This window comes from Acinetobacter sp. MYb10 (assembly GCF_002980175.2).
GTDB classification, from domain to species: Bacteria; Pseudomonadota; Gammaproteobacteria; order Pseudomonadales; family Moraxellaceae; genus Acinetobacter; species Acinetobacter guillouiae.
Map to the genome: position 1 here is coordinate 3738882 of NZ_CP058272.1, position 19138 is coordinate 3758019.

Below are 19138 nucleotides of genomic sequence, written 5' to 3' on the forward strand. Positions count from 1 at the left end.
GTGTAAAGTATGAAAAACATACGTTTGCGCCCATTAGTTACAGCGATTTTATTAACAGGGTGCTCAACTCAAGTATTTGCGGCGTTAGGACTCAACCTATCGGTAGATATACGTTCACTAACCATGGGGAATGCAGTGACTGCAGATCCGCCTGGGATTAGTGCGATTCATTTTAATCCAGCAGCATTAACTAAACTCAAAGGCTTACAAACTGACGTACAAGGGATTGTTGCAAACTTTGATATACAACGTGAGTTTTCTGCTCCACCTGGCTATAACGTATTTGGTTATTCTGATGATCCACTGATTTGTAATGATGCACCAGATAATCCTTCGGGTCTTTGTACAGATTATAAAGACTCAGTGCGTGGCGATGTAGAGTACGCAAGTTTATATGTACCTATTCTAAAAAAGATCGTGGATTTGGGACCTGGCTGGCCAGTTTTAGCGCCAACGGGGGGGATTTCCTATAATCCACCAGGCTCAAAATTGACCTATGCAACTGCAGTATATGCACCCATGGTGGCAGGTTTTGGCTCAGAAGATGGTAACCCTGGTAACTATATGGGACAACAAGTTGCCATTGAACGTATAACCTATTTGTCTCCATCTATTGCATACCAAGTCAATGATGAATTGTCCATTGGTGCTTCGATCGGGATGTCATACAACGCAATGGCATTAAAAACCGATCTAAGATTTCCAAATGAAATGATTGGTGTTCTACGATTAATCGATGAGTCGGTTTGTGGGCCTTTCCGAAATAACTCGAATGTGATTACGGATCTCATATTATTTGGTATTTGTAATGCAGATGAAGGCATGAATCCGTTTGGTCAATTTGGCAAAATGCAAGTTGGCCTTGAGCAGAGTTTAAGTCCAAGTTATAACTTAGGTTTAATGTGGGAACCTACGGAAAATTTCGGTTTTGGTATGGTGTATCAAAGCTCAGCTAAAATGCGTATGAAAGGTAAATATTTTATCGATAATGCCAATGCGCCGCGAGAGCTTATAAAAGGCTTGAACTCTTCAGCAACAGGACAAATTCTTGCGGCAATTTTAGATTTTCCAGGCTCTATCCCGCCAACTGAATCAGGTTTAATTTCAATGGATTTGGAATATCCCGCCCATTTCCAAACCGGTATAAAATATAAGGTTTTACCTGATTTACAGATAAACTTTGATGTGGGTTGGACCGACTTTAAAGCATGGGAAAAATTTCAGTTTGAGTTTGACCGACAAATTTCAGCATTAAGAATAGCCAAATTATTATCCAATCAAGTCACAAATACTTCATTGGCTTTACCGTTAGGCTTTCAATCACCGTGGAGCTGGGGAGTTGGTGTTGAGTATTCAGCAAACGATCGTTTAAAGCTTCGTGCAGGTTATGAGCCTCGTGCCAGTGCGATTCCAGATAATAAACGTAATACCATGGTGCCGATCAACAATGCACAATTATTTGGTTTAGGTTTAGGTTATCGTTTTGATGAAGATACTGATATTGATTTATCAATCGGTTTCTTGCGTAGCCGAGATAACATCCCTGCAAACACCAGTGATATGGCGAATAAAACAGGGGTAGATAACGTTCTATTAAACCCATATGCTGGTTTAAATGTAAAAACCAATACAAAAGTTACAATTCTAGGGCTTAACTACAGAACGAGATGGTAATGCTTTTGAACGTTGATAAAAAAACAGTCGTAACCTCTTTGTGGCTAGGATTAGCTTTTAGTCTAGCCACATCAATTTCTTATGCTGCCAATTTTTATACAATTATTGGCCCTGATGGACATCCAATGATTGTTCAGAAACCTGAAGCAGCTCCAAAAGTAGATGTAAAGCAAAAAAATAAACCAGTACAAGAAGTTAAGTCAATACAACAAACTCAACAAAGACAAGAGACTCAAGCCGCCAAGCCTAATGTACCAGTAATAGAAGCTCCAGCCATAGTTAAACAAAGTCAAAAAGAGAGTGTGCCTAAAAATACGCCATCAGCGGTTATTACTGCTCAGCCTGCGCGTCAATCTGCTTTAATGGAGCATAAAGCTAAAGCTCAAAGCCCTGTTCAGATACAAGATCAGCCTTTACCATTAGCGTCACAGATGATAGTACCTCAGCTTGTTGTGGAAAAACCTCCACAGCAGCTTGCGGATATTACTCAACAAACCAATAAGGTTGAGAAACTAGAGAAAATAACGCCAGCAGACCAGAATACAGTCAAGACCAATAAAGAAATTGTGCCGAAAAGTGCTCAAACGATAGAGGATCAGTATTTTACGGTTATTGATGGTGAAAAATATGTCAATAATGAGTATTTAGAAGATCGAGAATTCAATTTAGAAGGTAAAAAAAGATTTTATATGACACCAGAGATCGGCGCTGTGCATGGACGTTATGAAACCATTGAGCGGCAAAAAGGCTTAAGTGCGAGCCTTTTAAATAGTATTCGCGGAAATTCAGAATCGAAAGAAAAAAAGCCAGTTGTTTTATCTTCAACCTACTTTCGTTTACCTAAAGATGAAGTTGTTCATAATTTAGAACAAGCGTGCTTTTCTGGTAAAAAAATAATCAAAGCAAAAGATTTATCCATAAAAAATCAAGAAGTTGGTTTATGGCCAGTTGCTCCAATCAAAGAGACCTTTGCTTATGAAGTGGTGAAACTAGATTCTCAAGTGCAAAATATTTTATTAACATCGTATGCATCCTCTTCAAAGCTTCAAAGTTATTATTGGCCTTTAGTGGTATTTTTAGATGGACAAGGCTGTGTCCTCGAAGGTGTGAGCGGTTTTAAAAATGAAGAATCCCACGACAATAATTTACAATATGCGGCTATGGAAGGCGTTTTAAGAAAACCTGATCAGGCTGTATATCTATTTTTAACACCACTATCCTCAGCATTAGATGTTGAAAATAAACAATTAACAAATCATGGACAAATTAAGCTGAGTGTAATTCAGTAAGGATGAAGATATGAAAAAAAGATTATTCGCCCCTTTGGTTTTAACGAGTTTAGGCTTAGCGCTTGCAGGATGTGGTGGTGAAAGTGCGACAGTCAATGAAGACCCATATAAAGGTATTCCGACCTATTCAAATGGTTGTGATGCAGATTCCACAGAAAAATGTTTAGGTTTTTATGTTGACTATCCTGTAGATGGTTTAAATTTTGATTGTAGTACAGATACCAGAAATCATTATGTGACTAAACTAGAAGGTGGTTTAGCACTTGGTGGCTGTTTAATTGGTGATAAAGCAAAATTTTATATAAAAGGCTCTCAATCGGAAAGAAAAATTGTTTTAGGCGACGTTGACTTGGCAAAAATTCGTCCTTTGAAAATTCGAGGTCAACCTGCTGCAATCGGTTTGATTGATATTGCAAGTGCCATGACGGGTAAAGAACCAACCAGTATGACCATGAGTGATGATACATTCAAGGTGATGGTTGGGTTGGTTCGCGTTTTCCAAGCGATTGGGTTGGAGCAAGATGCTAATCAGGTTGGAGATATTCAACCGATTGAGTTAACAGATAATATTAAAAATAATTTAAAAACAGTCAATGCGGATATTGGGGTGGCTGATTTTATTAATGGCAGTTATGTTGAGAAATTAAAACCGTGGGTCAATATTGAAGCGGTCGATCAAGCTTCGGCAGTCGCGACGGCGCAACGCTTGGTTCAACAGTCGTTGGTTAATATTTATTCGACAAACTTCCTTATTTTCAGTGGTGCAAATGTTGATATTCAGGGCTTTACTGGTAAAAGTGAATTAAGTACCAAGAATGAATCTATTGCCAATATGTATTTAGTCACTGATCGTCAAGGTTATACCTCAGGCTATGCAATGCAATGGGTAGGTGTACCTCAAAAAGTAGAAGGCAGTACAATTGCTGACTCTCTGTTAAAGTTTTTATTGCTTAATCAGGTTGTTCCACAAAAACTCAATGTAAATGGTCAACAAGGTTGGATCAACCCATTAACCCGTAAAATTACCTCTCCGCTTGTATTTAAAAAAGATCAAAGCTCAATGGATAAACTTGAGATTTTTCAGGGTGCTTTGCTGAACAATACCAATGTTGCTGGTACTGAATATATGTATAAGCGAACAACAGGCGCAACAGCAGCACCGACAGATCCAACGGTATATGGGAAATGGCGTCAAACTTTAAATGGGGATCAGCTTTCTGGTGGAATTGATATCTATAAAACCAATCCCGCCAATTATTTAGATCGAAAAGTTTTTCTGACCAAAAATACAGTGAAAACTGGTGAAAAATATTACTTCCCACTTTATGCGAATATTACATTTACCTTTGACAACAAAGAAGTTAATCCAAATACGCAAACACTTGGTATTGTGATTGATGAAAATGGAGATATTCGTACCAATTTAGGTAAAAATAGTTCTTTAAGTTCAGATACATGTGCTGATGTAGATCCAAGCACTTATATTGACAAAGAAACGGGTGTACAACAATATCGTATTGGTACCACAGGTACAGCCTATATTAATGGCAATGTTGAAAAGTCAATTACACTCCGTATGATTTTAGCCAATCCTGTATTTAGTAATCTTGATGGTGCATTAGCCGGTTTAAATGAAACATTAATCATTACGCCAACCAGTGGTTCATCTAATGATGAATTAGCTAATGCTTCGGTTTCTTCTGGCGGTATACGTTTAAACCTTCAGAGATTAATCAATGAGCAAAATACCACCAGTGGTGTCAATATTACCAGTTGGGATGGGGATAAAACGATTACTGCAACATGGGTGAATTTACATGCAGTTTATCAGTCAATTTATAACAATATAGAGGCCAACAAGGATAAGATTACACCTGAACAGAAAGAGTTAGCGAAGCGTTTATCAGGGACTTTAACTGTAAGCTTACCGCAGTGTTATACCATTAAAACCAAGTAATTTATGTTAATTTAAAAAACCTCAATTCAAATCGCTTGAATTGAGGTTTTTTGTACTCATATTTTTAATGCTCAACCATTGCTCGAAGCAATATCTATTTGCGATTATCCTGTCTGATCTAATCGGGTACCCAATGTTTCAAGATGCATTGGAAATGTATTGGTTTTTCGGTCTTCAAAATAATGTCTTAACGTGCGTTCTACACTTGGAAAAGCTAAATCGTTCCAAGGAATCTCATGCTCTTCAAATAAACGACTTTCAATGGTTTCTTCACCTGCACCAAATACACCATCTTTTATTTGTGTTTTAAATAAAACATAAACTTGTCCAATACGTGGAATATTATACATGCAGTAAAGCTGTTCAATCTCAACCTCAGCTTCTGATTCTTCACGTGTTTCGCGTGCTGCACCTTGTTCCATGGTTTCAAAAAGTTCCATATAACCAGCAGGTAAGGTCCATAGTCCATAGCGTGGTTCTATTGCACGACGACAAAGTAAAACTTTATTTTCCCAGATCGCCAAAGCACCACAAATCACTTTAGGGTTAACATAATGAATGGTGCCGCAGTGTGTACAAACTTTACGGATTTTTTGATCACCTAAAGGAATTTTTTCTATGGTTGGATGACCACAAGCACTGCAAAAACTCATAAGCTTCATTAAAAATGTGAGATAACTCAGCATAACTGAAAAATTCTACTTTCGCATCATTTATAGCCTTATCGATAAAATTTCCTATATGATAGAACGAGAACAAAAAAGATAGAGTGAGATCAATGAAGGATGATGAGCTAACCCAAGTATTGCAAAATCGATTACGTTTTGGCAAAAGAACTTATGCCGCCAATGCCGCAGTGCTCATTGCAATTACTCAAGAAGCTGATCCTAAAATTTTACTGACCAGACGTTCTGCTTATTTATCAAATCATGCAGGAGAGGTTTCTTTTCCAGGTGGAAAGCGTGACCCAAATGATACCAGTAATATCGTTGTGGCTTTGCGAGAGGCATGGGAAGAAACCGCACTCAATCCCTTTGATGTCAAGCTGATTGGTGATTTACCCATGGAACGGGCGAAAAGTGGATTGACAGTAAAACCTGTAGTTGGATTAATTCCTCCAGATATTCAGTTGATTGCTCAGCCGAGTGAAATTGATCGTATATTTTATGCACCGATTAAAAAAATGATGGAATCACAGCCTATTCCTTATGAGGTGCGTTTGGCACATCAATCGGTATATTTTCCCAGCCTAAGAATTGAAAACGAAATCATTTGGGGGCTAACCGCCAGAATTCTGATTTCGTTATTTAAATATGGTTTGGATTATCAAAAAAACTGGCCGTTTTTATTGAACTCGCCATCTTTTAAATCACAGATATTCAATAAAAAATAATGCTGAAAAGCTATGATCAAAACCAATGCTCTTAAAATATCTCAAAGGAATGTAATACCATGATGTATAAATTTAAAGGTTTTGTGCCAAAAGCGTTGCATGCACCTTTTGATGGTTGGATTGCGGATAATGCGACGGTGATTGGTCAGGTCGAACTGGGGCAACAAGTTAGTGTCTGGTTTGGTGCAGTCATTCGTGCTGACAATGCCAAAATTCATATTGGGAATTTTAGTAATGTTCAAGAAAATGCCGTTTTACATACAGATACAGGGATTGAATTAACCGTTGGCGATTATGTAACCATTGGGCATCAAGCCATGTTACATGGTTGTACGATAGGCGATAACAGTCTAATTGGTATTAACGCCGTGATTTTAAATCATGCTGTGATTGGTAAAAATTGTATCATCGGTGCAAATAGTTTGATTCCAGAAGGTAAAGTTATTCCTGATAATTCCTTGGTGGTGGGTTCACCGGGTAAAGTCGTGCGAACTTTGGATGAGAATGCAGAGAATTTATTAAAAATTAGTGCTTTGCACTATGCGTCTCATTACAAGAATTTTATTGATTTAGAAGAATTTAAATTTGATTAAAGTCGTGGTTTTAAAATTATCACTTAAATGCCAAGAACAATGTCTTGGCATTTTTTGCAGATGATTTTGATCTAATGGATTTTATCTGACTGGCTTTAACTCTAAGCCCTCGCGCTATTGAAATGAGTGGAGTATCATAGGCAGCATTTTTAACACAGTAAGGTTGTGCATGAAATTGCTGGCATTGGAAACTGCCAATGAGCAGTGTTCCGTTTCGATTGTTGATGAAACTCAAACACTCTATTTTCAACTTGATACGCGAGCAAAAGCACAAACTCAAACCATTTTGCCGATGATTGAGCAAGGTTTTGAGCAAAATCAAATCTCCAGTAAAGACTTGACTGCAATTGCATTTAGCCGTGGGCCGGGTTCATTTAGTGGTGTACGTATCAATGCCGCAGTAACTCAAGCTTTAGCCTGGGCAAATGATATTCCTGTGATTCCAGTTTCAACCTTGCAAGCGTTGGCGCAAGCTGCTTATCAGCAAGCCCAATTGACTGAAGTCACCGCAGTTTTAGATGCACGTATGCAAGAAGTTTATATGGCAAGTTTTAAGCTTGACCAAAATAACATTATGCAACTTGTAGACGAAGAAAAATTATTAGACTATCAACACGCTGCAGAATATCAAAAATATACCTTGATCGGTTCAGGTTCAGCTTTGGTGAATGTAGAGGCAATTGCATTTCAACAGATTACTGCTTCCGCTAATGATATCGCCACAATTGCGCGTCAAAATGCACTGCAAAAGCAATGGTTGAGTGCAGAACAAGCTTTACCTGTGTATTTACGTGATAATGCATGGAAGAAAATTCCAGAACAAGGTAAACCATAATCGTTTTTCGCTTTAATTTTTAGGATTTCACAATGGATCTTTTACTGCTACTCAAAGCAGCCATTATGGGTATTGTTGAAGGTATTACCGAATTCTTACCTATCTCAAGTACAGGGCATTTAATTCTTGCATCTGAATTAATGAATTTCTGGACCAAAGAAAAAAGTGACTTATTTGTCGTTGCTATTCAAATGGGCGCAATCGCTGCGGTGATTTATGAGTATTGGGGCAAGCTTTGGGGTGCAGCAATTGGTTTGTTTTCAGGTGAACCGAAAGGGCGTCATCTTGGGATCAGTATTATTGCAGCTTCAATTCCAATTATGCTAGTTGGCTTAACTTTTGGTGATATCGTAAAAGAGCTGTTGTTTAATGATATTTCTGTGGCGATTGGTTTAATCGTCGGTGGTTTAATCATTTGGTGGGTTGAAAAAAATCCACCAAAAGTCAATGCGGTGGAAGTGGAAAATATCTCGATTAAAGAAGCGATTTATATTGGTTTAATTCAGGTATTGGCGCTTATTCCAGGGACTTCACGTTCAGGTGCTACCATTATTGGCGGCATGATGCTGGGCGTATCGCGTAAGGCTGCAACAGAATTTTCGTTCTTCCTCGGTATACCAGTCATTGTTGGTGCGGGCTTATTAGATCTTTTTAAAAATTATCATATTTATGAAACAACACAAGATTGGACCGTGTTTTTTGTAGGTCTTATCGTTTCTTTTGTTTCTGCTTTAATTTTGATCCGTATTTTGGTGGCTTATGTTTCTAAGCGTGATTTCATGGTCTTTGCTTGGTATCGTATTGCTTCAGGTTTGTTGATTTTATTGTTTGCATTAACAGGTTGGAAATTATGGTAAGCGAAATTCGCTTATTTACTGAGTCCACATTTTTTGAGAAAGCACAGTCCTACCAAACTGTGCTTTCTTTACGTGGTGTCGTGGTAAACATTGCAACAATTGAAAAACTCAATGCGCGGTTTTTAAGACTGAACCCTGAACTTGCCTTGTGTGTTGATGAACAAGGGTTAAGTCTGTGTGCCAATGGCATGAAAATGCAACCTGATTGGAAAGCGGAGATTCCACGTTTAAAACGTGCGAGTTTAAAATCTGAAATGATTGCACGGGCATGTAATATTTCAGAAAAACCAAACTTAATTGATGCAACTGCTGGTCTAGGACATGACACATTATTGATGGCACACTTAGGGGCGAAAGTAACGCTGATCGAACGTCATCCAATTTTATTTACCCTATTGGAAGATTCAAAAAAACAATTGGAAAATGATCCATTTTTAGCCAAAGTTGTTGAGCGTATTGATTTGGTTTTTTCTGATTCAGCTGAATATTTACAACAATTGATCATCACGCACCAAACTGTCGATGTTGTTTATTTAGATCCGATGTTTCCGCAACGGGATCAAAATCAGCAAGCCATTAAAAAACAGGCGCAAGTGAAAAAGCAAATGCAGCTATTACACATGCTTTTACCTGAAGATGGTGAAATGGATTTAGGCGATCATCTTTTAGTCTTAGCACGGCAAATTGCCAAGCGAGTTGTGGTAAAACGTCCTAGACTGGCTGTATTTTTAAATGATCAGGCAACCGATCATCAATGGCAAGGTGATGCTTGTCGTTTTGATGCCTATTTTAACAGCAATCTTATTGAGTAATTTGGTAACTGTTTCAATAATAGTCGAATTATTGATATATAGTTAAATCAAACATTGATAATTTTTTAGCCAAGCCTAAACTAGATAGGCTGATTGAAGCCACTGCCTTAACAGAATCTTTATGATAGATCTTAAACCCTCGATTAACTTTTGGCATGATTTGAAAAGTAACCAACGTGCAGGGATTTGGTTATTCTTAGGTTCGCGAAAGTCTTTACAAATTGTTCGTCCATCGATTCTTCAATTGATTTTTTGGGGGCTGTTGGGTGCAGGTGCCAATACACTATTTAGCTGGTTAGTTGCTGGTGATGGTGGTGTTTTTAATCGGCAAGGTCTTGTCAGCTACGCATTGTGGCCTTTTATTGCCTTAATTGTAGGGATTTTCCTATCACAACGAACCAATAATCCGCGTTTGATGTTGGTTCCAGCACTGTTATGGCTGGTGCTTGATACGCACATCATGTTGTTTCAATGCTTGCTGCAATATTTGGGCAATCAAGATCTACTACCTTATTTCACTTACGATGTAATCCCACTGCTATTTTTTGCTTTGTTTATTTGGCAAAGCCTTGCTGTGGTGTGGGTATTTTCAAGAGAATTAAAATGGCCATGGTGGGAACGTGCTTTGATCATGTTTGCTACTGTAGCCACTTTGTTCACTTGGCAGGTTTCGATTAAGGAACAGCCGATTTGGAAAGTAGAAGACGTTCCTCCAACGATCAGTGAAAATGCTTTTTATGCACAAAGCCATTTACTCAATAAGGCATTGGAACAGGTTCAGTTTGGTGAGTTTGCTCAAACGCATTGGTACTTTTTAGGTGTTGCTGGTGCAAGTTATCAAGACGTGTTCAAATTTGAAATAGATCGAATTAAAGAACAATTTGATACCCGCTTTGGAACCTTTGGACGCTCTGTTGAGTTGGTCAATAACCCACAAAGCATTAAAGACACTCCTATTGCGTCTAAAACCAGTATCGACCTTGCTTTACGCCGTATTGGCCAACAGATGAATCGCGAAAGTGATGTATTATTTCTTTATATGACTTCTCATGGCTTACCTAATCGTTTTGAACTAGAAAATGAACCGATTAATTTGGATGATGTCGATCCAAAATGGTTAAGAGAAACCCTCGATAAATCGGGTATTCGCTGGAAAGTGATTGTGATTTCAGCCTGTTATTCCGGTAGCTTTGTTTCAGCACTCCAATCACCAGATACTTTGATTATTACTGCTTCAGCAGCAGATCGTGCCTCATTTGGATGTTCAAATGAAGCCGATTATACTTATTTTGGTCGAGCTTTCTTTGATCAGGCAATGCGTGAGCAAGGTTCTCTCAAAGCCGCATTTAAAGAAGCGACTGAAACAGTTGCAAAATGGGAAAATGCACAAGGTTTTGATCCATCTGAGCCGCAATGGGTGATTGGGAAAAATATGGAAATGATGTTACCGCAGTTGGAACAACATTTATTTCCACAACAGGGTGTTATCACTTCTGCACAAACCCAAAATGTAAAATTGGATACGCAACAAAAGCCATGATAAATAACGACGCTTTAAATGCGAAAGCAAAAGCGCTTTAATTTATATTGAGTTGAATCTATTGATGCTATAAGACGGTAGCCCTAAACAATTTAAAGATCAAAATGTGGAGCGATGCGCTGATGGAACTTTTAAGTAAAAATATCTGTTTTGATGGTGAACAAAGAATTTACCAAACTCAGTCAAATTATTTAAAAGGGGCAACGAAGTTTGCGACATATCTTCCGCCTCAAGCATTAAAAGGGCAGAAATGTCCTGCATTATTCTATTTAGCAGGGCTGACCTGTACAGAAGAAACCTTTATCATAAAGGCGCATGCACAGCGCTTGGCATCTCAGCTTGGTTTAATCTTGATTACACCTGATACATCACCTCGTGGTGAACAGGTTGCACAAGGCGATTCATGGGATTTGGGGCAGGGTGCTGGATTCTATCTCAATGCAACTCAAGCACCTTGGGCTGAGCATTTTCAGATGGAAAGTTATATTGTAGATGAACTTTATCCATTGCTAATAAAAAGCTTAACGATTCAATCTGAAGCTGTGGGAATCTTTGGTCATAGTATGGGCGGGCATGGCGCGTTAACACTGGCTTGGAAATATCCAAATTATTTTAAATCAGTATCAGCATTTGCACCGATTTGTGCACCGACAGAATGCCCTTGGGGTGAAAAAGCCTTTTCACATTATTTAGGCGCTGATCAGTCTGAGTGGACAAAGCATGATGCGACCCAATTATTACTTTCTAAAGGTCAGTTATTTGACGAAGTGCTTATCGATCAAGGTATAAAAGATCAGTTTTATAGTCAATTGAACCCTGAGAAATACCAACAAGCCTGTCATAAAGTTGGGCAAAAACTCACATTAAGATTTCATGAAGGTTATGATCACGGTTATTATTTCATTCAAAGTTTTATTGATGACCATTTACAATTTCACGCTTTGCAACTACAAAAATAATTGAATCGTCTAACAAAAACTGAATTTTGAGTAAAAGTAAATCGTTGTTTGCTTTTACTCTATTTCTTTCAGCGCAGAAAAAATATAAACTGGTTTTTGAGGTTTTTTATTTCATATCATTTTAGATTGTCATCAAATAATTTGAATAAAGAGAAGAATATGCAAGAACAAATACCGCCTCCATTTCCGAGTCATTTGAATTTGGAAAAAGGCGCTACACCACCAGAAATACAGCAGCCCGTAGATCAGCAATCTCCTAGAATTCACCGTTTTAAATTTCACGGTGATGCGATGGAATATTTTGGTATATGGATTGTGAATATCTTATTGACCATCATTACTTTAAGTTTGTACGCGCCTTGGGCGAAAGTACGTCGTTTACGTTATTTTTATGGTAATACTGAATTCTTTAAAAGACGTTTTGACTTTACTGGTATCCCCACCAAAATTTTAGTTGGACGTTTGATTGCATTGGGTATTTATGCCGCCTTTTCAATCTCCTCGCAGTATTCCATGATTGCGACGGTGGTTGGTTTAGTGGTGCTGTATGCAGCAGTGCCATGGCTTATTCGGGCAACAATGCGCTTTACCGCAAGAAACAGTAAATTCGGCAACAGCCGGTTTTATTTTGCGGGAACCACAAAAGAATCCTATAAAGTCTTTTTTCTGAGTATTCTAATTTATATTTTTAGTTTAGGGATATTTGCTCCTGTTGCGATCTGGTTGTATAAAAAATACTACATCGATCATTTATATGCAGGGCAGTTGGATTTTAAATTGAATGCCGATTGGTCAGCCTATATGGCGGCAGTTTACATTCCAATTTTTATGTCTTTTGGAATTATGCTGGCATTTGGCATTATCTATTTCGGAATTATCGGCTTTATTGCAGGGTATACGCCAAACTTTTTTATCTTTGGTGTCTTTGCGATGTACGCTGTGGCAGGTTTGTTTATTTATCCATTAATCGCGGCACGTATTTTTATTACCACATGGAACAATACAACGGTTGGAAGCAGCCAATTTAAAACAGATTGTAATCAATGGCGTTATGCATGGATTGTGGCATCAAATTGGCTGGTTAAAATTCTAAGCATTGGTTTAATGTCTGCCTGGGCGGCAATTCGTATTCACAAATATCAAGTTGATTCGATGAGTTTAATTTTGCATGATGATCCAGATCAAATGATGAATCTTGCACAGCAAGAGCAAAGTGCTTTAGCTGAAGAAATTAGTGACATCTTCGACATTGATGTTTCTTTATAATGATATGAGTTGAATAATTTATGTCACGACCAATAGAAGTCATTTTCTATGATGGTGTGGTGTCTAAACCACACCATGCCCAACTTTCTGCTCAATCTGAGTTCGAAGTGCTGATTCAGTATGGTGACCGTTTAGAGCATCAACGCCGTTATGCATATCGCGATATGGAATTAATTGGCGCACTGGGGCAATTAAATCCTGCAATTGAACTTAAAGATGACGCACGGATTGAATTTCAGGGGGCTTTACCAGAATGGTTTAATTTTGGGACTAAAAATGTTCAGCATTCGATCTGGAAATTAGAACGTTCTCCAAGTTTAATTGTATTCAGTATCATCTTTGTGGTGGCTTTTGTTTTTGCTCTAGTAAAATGGGGTGTTCCGGCGGCATCACATTATGTTGCTTTTCAGTTGCCTGAAAATAGTTTGAATAAATTAGGCGATGAAGCGGAAAAATATGTGTTGAATAATTGGACTAACCCCAGTCATTTGGCACAAGGTCAAAAAGATCAAATTTCCAAGCAATATCTAAATACCATCGCTGAAGGAAAGCCAGCAAAATTGGTCTTTCGTGAAGGTGGGCGATTGGGTGCCAACGCAGTGGCTTTACCCAACAATACGATCATTGTTACCGATGAGCTGATTGAAATGGCGCATAGTGATCAAGAGATTTTAGGTGTATTGGCACATGAGCAAGGGCATTTGGTTGAACGGCATAGCTTACAGCAAGGCTTGACCAGTTTGGGGTTAAGTGTGTTGTATATTGCTATGACGGGAGACAGTTCAGACCTATTGACCTCGTTACCTGCTGCGATGATCGGTGCAAATTATTCACGAAAATTTGAAGCTGAGGCGGATATGTATGCGCTGAAATTGATGGATCGTAAAGGCATTGAAGTGTCTCATTTTGCTAACTTCTTACAACGCTTAGGTGATGAAACTGCGTTGGAAGAAAAACCAAAGCAAGCAGGCAAAACGGCTGAAGCTGATAAAAAAGCGGATCCAAATAAAAAACAACCTCAAAATGAATCTACTGAAAAAGAGAGCTCTTTAGAGATTTTTGATGCATTGTCTTCACATCCTGCAACTGAAGAACGCGTTAAAATGGTTCGTGATTTTGAGAAAAAACAACAGGCTAAACCTTAAACAATAAAGATAAGCGATGCTTATCTATAGATTATGCAAGGTGGCGGTGACTTGATCTAGGGCTTAATTAAGCCCTTTATTTTTTTGTATTTTTCTCAAAGACCAGAGCACTCGTTAAAACCCATATCATCAAGTAATAGGCAGTCGTTGATTAAACTAGGTTGATTGCTATGATCTGATAAATTAACCAAGATGAGTAAAACTGTTGCTTTTTAAAACAACCCAGTAGGGTAAGTTTGTTATAATAGGAAAAATTTTTATCTTTGCCAGGTTGTTTCATGTCCAAGCCATATCTGATTGCACCTTCAATTTTATCTGCTGATTTTGCCCGTCTGGGTGAAGATGTGGAACATGTATTGGCAGCTGGTGCAGATGTTGTCCACTTTGATGTCATGGATAACCACTATGTTCCAAACCTAACTTTTGGTGCGGGTATATGTAAGGCATTAAAGAAATATGGGATCAAAGCCCCAATTGATGTGCATCTTATGGTTTCCCCTGTTGATCGTATGATTGGTGATTTCTTAGAAGCAGGCGCAGATATTATTACTTTTCATCCTGAAGCAACGCATCATATCGACCGTTCATTACAATTGATTAAAGATGGTGGTGCTAAAGCAGGTTTAGTGTTTAATCCAGCAACACCTTTGCACTATCTCGACTATGTTTTAGATAAAGTGGATCAAGTGCTTTTGATGAGTGTAAACCCTGGCTTTGGCGGTCAAAAATTTATTCCTACCACTTTGGATAAATTACGTGAGGCACGTAAAATTATTGATGCTTCAGGTTGTGACATTCGTTTAGAAATTGATGGCGGTGTTGGGCCAGCAAATATCCGTGAAATTGCTGAAGCGGGAGCAGACATGTTTGTTGCTGGTTCGGCGATTTTTAGTAAACCTGATTATCAAGCTGTGATTAACGAAATGCGCGCTGAATTAGCAAAAGTTGGACAAGTTTCGGCTTAAACTTTTCCACAAATGTATTGTGTGAATTGTGGATAACTTTGATGATAACTATATGGATAACCATGTTGATAAGCATATGGATAAGCTGGGTATAGATTAATCAAAGGGTGATCAATCGTTTATCACACATGCAATTTTTGTTTAAAAAGAGCTCAAACGAGCTCTTTTTTAATAAGAATAGTCCGCTACTCATCAATTTAATTATTCATTTTTTATTCAAAGTGCAGTTGATGCAAAATTATTCAGTGATATTGGCAATCTTTCCGCGTGATATTTGCCAAACTCGTCATTATTGGCTATGCTTTAGCTTCATCTTAGATTAAAACATAGGTTTTAGTTTTGTTTAGACAACTGCACAAACGGCTTTGGTTTGTTTGTCTTATGGTTTTTGCCATAGGGTGGAGTAGTGTGTCTATTGCATCTGTAAATGTGATGCAACATGAGCAAATGATGAATTCATCGCTTTTAGATGAACATCAATCGATGATGAAAAACAGTGTTGTACAAGAAATGAAACAGCACTGTGCAGATATACAACAAAAACAAAATGATCAAAACTCGCATCTCAATCATGAGCAACAGGCGCAAAATCTAAAAGATTGCCATAATCAACAGGTTCAATCTCAAGATAGGCAACTGACTAAATGTCTAGATTGTGCTGCATTCTCATGCCAATCTTCAGTGGTTTGGTTCAATCCTGATATTCCAAAATTGATTGCACCTGATCACCTGCACAATACTCAAGCCTATCAAATCAATTACCAAGCTCAGCACCTCGCAGGGCATTGGCAAGAAATCCTACGCCCTCCAAAAGCTTAATCTGATTTTAGACACTTTTTTATTCAAAATTGCTTGTTAAAATTTAGGTTAAGTTATGTTTATTCAGTTATCTCAAAAGCGATTAGCTCAAAGCTTGATTGCGACATTGTGCTTGGTCTCCTCAACTTGGGGAATTGCCGCAATCAAAGAATATCAACTCAGCATTGATGAAGGAATCGTCAATGTAACAGGTAAACCGGTAAAACGAATTACTGTAAATGGCCAGTTTCCCGCACCACTTTTAGAATTTGAAGAAGGTGATGAAGCGGTGATTCGAGTTAAAAATAATTTAAAGAACCAAGATTCATCGATCCATTGGCATGGTCTCTTATTGCCAGGCATTATGGATGGTGTACCTGGCTTTAATGGATATAACGGGATCAAACCCAACGAAGAATTTGTCTATAAGTTCAAAGTTCGTCAGAGTGGAACCTATTGGTATCATGCCCATTCGAAAGGCCAAGAACAGGATGGCTTATATGGTTCTTTAGTGATTTATCCAAAGAATAAAAAACCGCTGGCAGTGCATGAACGCACAGATCGTGATTATGTGGTGATGTTGTCGGATTTTCATGAGCAAACCAGTGACCAGATCCAAAAAAACCTAAAAATTTCCGCAGAATATTATCAAAATCGACGTGAAACCTTAGGGGATGTTTGGAAACAGTTACAACGTGATGGTCTAAAAGCAACGTGGTCTGATCGCAAAATGTGGAATCAGATGCGTATGTTAAAAACGGATATGTCTGATGTGACGGGTTATACCTTTCTTGTAAACGGAAAAACCCCTGAACAAAATTGGACGGGTCTGTTTAAGCCAAATGAAAAAGTTCGACTACGCTTTGTGAATGCATCGGCAATGTCGTTTTTTGATGTACGTATTCCTCAGCTAAAAATGACAGTAGTCAGTGCAGACGGACAACCTGTAAAGCCAGTGGATGTGGATGAATTTCGTATAGGTACTGCTGAAACCTATGATGTGATTGTTGAACCTAAAACCAATCATTATCAGATTGAGGCAGAGTCTATTGACCGTTCAGGATTTGCGATTGGAACACTCCACAATGAATTAACAGCAAAAAGTGCTGCTATTCATATGCCTGCTGCTCGTCCACGTGCTGTGCTAACTATGGAAGATATGGGAGGTCATGGTGGCGGAGGAATGGATCACTCCAAGATGAGTATGGGTGATATGTCAGGCATGGATCATTCAAAAATGAATGTGAAAGATATGCAAGGCATGGACCATTCCAAAATGAATACGAATGATATGCAGGGTATGGACCATTCCAAAATGAATGCTGATGCTATGCAGGGCATGGACCATTCAAAAATGAATGCTGATGCTATGCAAGGTATGGACCATTCAAAAATGAATGTTGATGCTATGCAGGGTATGGACCATTCAAAAATGAATGCCAATGATATGCAAGCTATGGACCATTCAAAAATGAATGCCAATGATATGCAAGCTATGGACCATTCAAAAATGAATACGAATGATACCCAAGCTATGGATCATTCACAGCATAACAGCTCATCTGCAGTTCAAAAAAATGACCAAGCGGTTTATGGGTGGGCAAATGCTTCGACCCCGCAAGGAGATAAAGCACTGCAATACAGTGATTTAAAATCACTAACCCCACAACCTGATACTCGTGATGCTACCAGTGAACTCGTGATTCGCTTAGGCGGAACCATGGAACGTTATGTTTGGACGATTAATGGTAAAAAATTCAGTGATGCTGAACCACTCAAAGTGAAATACGGCGAACGTATTCGAATTAAATTTATCAATGACAGTATGATGGCGCATCCAATGCATTTACATGGCATGTTTATGCAACTGGAAAATGGTCAGCCTGCTGTGGATATGCCCAATAAACACACCATTGTTATACCACCTGCAAAAACAGTCACAGCATTATTAACCGCTGATGAATTGGGTGAATGGGCAATCCATTGTCATTTGCTCTACCACATGAGTGCAGGGATGATGAATAAATTGATTGTTGCCAATGTGAGTGATGGCAAAGTGTCCACCCAGCCAGTTCAAACAACAAATACCACTCAAAAGGCTGAAGTGAAAGGAGACCAACATGCAAATCATTAATCTTTTTTCTAAATCAGTTCTGGCAAGTTCATTACTTATGCTGAGTGGTTTGGCTTTGGCCCATGAAGGGCATCAGATGCAAAGTGATGCGAGTATTGCGACTGAATCAACTGTAGTGACTGATCATTCAAGCATGGATCATTCAAAAATGAATCAGTTGGATGAGCAAAGCAATCCTGTAGATCATACACATCATCAAGCGCCTACAACCACTACGGGTGAGGAAAGCATAGCTTCGCATGGTACCCATGATCATCGTAAAGAACATGGTGCGCAGGTTTATCAGCGAGTGACTATTGATAATGCTTGGATGCTGGATGAAGATGGAAAAGGTACTTTAGATTCATCTTTAGAGTTACGCATAGGTACTGATGAAAATAAGTTATTCATTAAAGGGGGCTCCAGTAAGGCTGAATCAGACAAAATAGAATATGATCTAAGTGCCCTCTATAGCCGTAACATTGCTGATTTTTGGGATGTACAGGCGGGTGTGCGTTACAGTGATAATCCTGAACGAAGCACTGATCAGGAACGTGTAGATGCGGCTTTGGGTTTACACGGCTTGGCGCAGTACTTTTTTGAAACAGATGCTTATCTGTATTTCGGACAGGACAGTCGGGTTGCATTTAGCCTAGAAACTGAACGTGATTTACTATTAACTCAAAAGCTGATTTTAAAGCCTTATTTAGATTTAAATGTGGTATTTAGCGATGATTCACGCTATGCCCAAAAAACAGGCCTAAACAGTATTAAAACAGGTTTAGAAACCCGTTATGAAATCACAAAAAAGGTGATGCCTTATGTGAGTGTGGCCTATGCATATTCTAAGGGTAATAAAGAGACAGCATGGCAAACTGCAACTAACTCCGAATCAGGTTGGTTATATGGTGCTGGTCTGCGTTTTAGATTCTAAGCTTTCAT

17 protein-coding genes are annotated in these 19138 nt (G+C 38.5%); 16 read left to right on the forward strand and 1 reads right to left on the reverse strand.

The window, feature by feature from the left end; genetic code table 11:
- Window positions 1–9: 9 nt before the first annotated feature.
- Genes CQZ96_RS17580 through CQZ96_RS17590 form a run of 3 tightly spaced genes read left to right on the forward strand, consistent with a single transcriptional unit; the run spans window position 10 to window position 4920 of the window.
- The gene (locus CQZ96_RS17580; protein WP_105714332.1) at window positions 10–1674 is read left to right on the forward strand and encodes an OmpP1/FadL family transporter; all 1665 of its coding nucleotides are present in this window, start codon (window positions 10–12) and stop codon (window positions 1672–1674) included.
- Window positions 1674–2963, forward strand: a complete 1290-nt coding sequence (filE, locus tag CQZ96_RS17585) for a putative pilus assembly protein FilE (protein ID WP_105714331.1) — start codon at window positions 1674–1676, stop codon at window positions 2961–2963. Before CQZ96_RS17580 ends, filE begins: the two co-directional genes overlap by 1 nt.
- A 10-nt stretch (window positions 2964–2973) precedes the next feature.
- Window positions 2974–4920 carry a hypothetical protein gene (locus CQZ96_RS17590; RefSeq protein WP_105714330.1) on the forward strand — a complete coding sequence of 649 codons (1947 nt, stop codon included), beginning with the start codon at window positions 2974–2976 and terminating at the stop codon, window positions 4918–4920.
- Between the two features lie 104 nt (window positions 4921–5024).
- Here the strand turns inward: CQZ96_RS17590 and CQZ96_RS17595 are convergent, their stop codons facing one another.
- Entirely contained in the window at window positions 5025–5573 is a 549-nt protein-coding gene (locus tag CQZ96_RS17595; RefSeq protein ID WP_034613876.1) for an NUDIX hydrolase, read from the reverse strand.
- Between the two features lie 125 nt (window positions 5574–5698).
- Between CQZ96_RS17595 and CQZ96_RS17600 the strand changes: the two genes are divergently transcribed.
- From CQZ96_RS17600 to CQZ96_RS17660, 13 genes are all read left to right on the forward strand, one after another.
- Window positions 5699–6313 carry a CoA pyrophosphatase gene (locus tag CQZ96_RS17600; protein ID WP_105714329.1) on the forward strand — a complete coding sequence of 205 codons (615 nt, stop codon included), beginning with the start codon at window positions 5699–5701 and terminating at the stop codon, window positions 6311–6313.
- A gap of 59 nt (window positions 6314–6372) precedes the next feature.
- Complete coding sequence (locus CQZ96_RS17605) at window positions 6373–6906, forward strand: gamma carbonic anhydrase family protein (protein WP_105714328.1); 534 nt, start codon at window positions 6373–6375, stop codon at window positions 6904–6906.
- Window positions 6907–7075: 169 nt separating this feature from the next.
- The gene (gene tsaB / locus CQZ96_RS17610) at window positions 7076–7741 is read left to right on the forward strand and encodes a tRNA (adenosine(37)-N6)-threonylcarbamoyltransferase complex dimerization subunit type 1 TsaB (RefSeq protein WP_105714327.1); all 666 of its coding nucleotides are present in this window, start codon (window positions 7076–7078) and stop codon (window positions 7739–7741) included.
- A gap of 32 nt (window positions 7742–7773) precedes the next feature.
- Complete coding sequence (locus CQZ96_RS17615; protein WP_105714326.1) at window positions 7774–8598, forward strand: undecaprenyl-diphosphate phosphatase; 825 nt, start codon at window positions 7774–7776, stop codon at window positions 8596–8598.
- Window positions 8592–9410 (forward strand): class I SAM-dependent methyltransferase, encoded by an 819-nt coding sequence (locus CQZ96_RS17620; RefSeq protein ID WP_105714325.1) that lies wholly within the window; start codon window positions 8592–8594, stop codon window positions 9408–9410. Before CQZ96_RS17615 ends, CQZ96_RS17620 begins: the two co-directional genes overlap by 7 nt.
- Window positions 9411–9531: 121 nt before the next feature.
- Complete coding sequence (locus tag CQZ96_RS17625) at window positions 9532–10950, forward strand: C13 family peptidase (RefSeq protein WP_056515613.1); 1419 nt, start codon at window positions 9532–9534, stop codon at window positions 10948–10950.
- A gap of 122 nt (window positions 10951–11072) precedes the next feature.
- Complete coding sequence (fghA, locus tag CQZ96_RS17630) at window positions 11073–11909, forward strand: S-formylglutathione hydrolase (protein ID WP_105714324.1); 837 nt, start codon at window positions 11073–11075, stop codon at window positions 11907–11909.
- Window positions 11910–12068: 159 nt separating this feature from the next.
- A complete protein-coding gene (locus CQZ96_RS17635) occupies window positions 12069–13175 on the forward strand; it encodes a YjgN family protein (RefSeq protein ID WP_105714323.1) in 1107 nt (368 codons plus the stop codon).
- A gap of 20 nt (window positions 13176–13195) precedes the next feature.
- Window positions 13196–14320, forward strand: coding sequence for a M48 family metallopeptidase (locus CQZ96_RS17640; protein WP_105714322.1), 1125 nt, complete (start codon window positions 13196–13198; stop codon window positions 14318–14320).
- A gap of 278 nt (window positions 14321–14598) precedes the next feature.
- A complete protein-coding gene (gene rpe, locus CQZ96_RS17645) occupies window positions 14599–15285 on the forward strand; it encodes a ribulose-phosphate 3-epimerase (protein WP_105714321.1) in 687 nt (228 codons plus the stop codon).
- Between the two features lie 408 nt (window positions 15286–15693).
- Window positions 15694–16104, forward strand: a complete 411-nt coding sequence (locus tag CQZ96_RS17650) for a hypothetical protein (protein ID WP_228722730.1) — start codon at window positions 15694–15696, stop codon at window positions 16102–16104.
- 55 nt (window positions 16105–16159) lie between these two features.
- A complete protein-coding gene (locus CQZ96_RS17655) occupies window positions 16160–18217 on the forward strand; it encodes a multicopper oxidase domain-containing protein (protein ID WP_105714319.1) in 2058 nt (685 codons plus the stop codon).
- A complete protein-coding gene (locus CQZ96_RS17660; protein ID WP_105714318.1) occupies window positions 18204–19130 on the forward strand; it encodes a copper resistance protein B in 927 nt (308 codons plus the stop codon). Before CQZ96_RS17655 ends, CQZ96_RS17660 begins: the two co-directional genes overlap by 14 nt.
- Window positions 19131–19138: the final 8 nt, after the last annotated feature.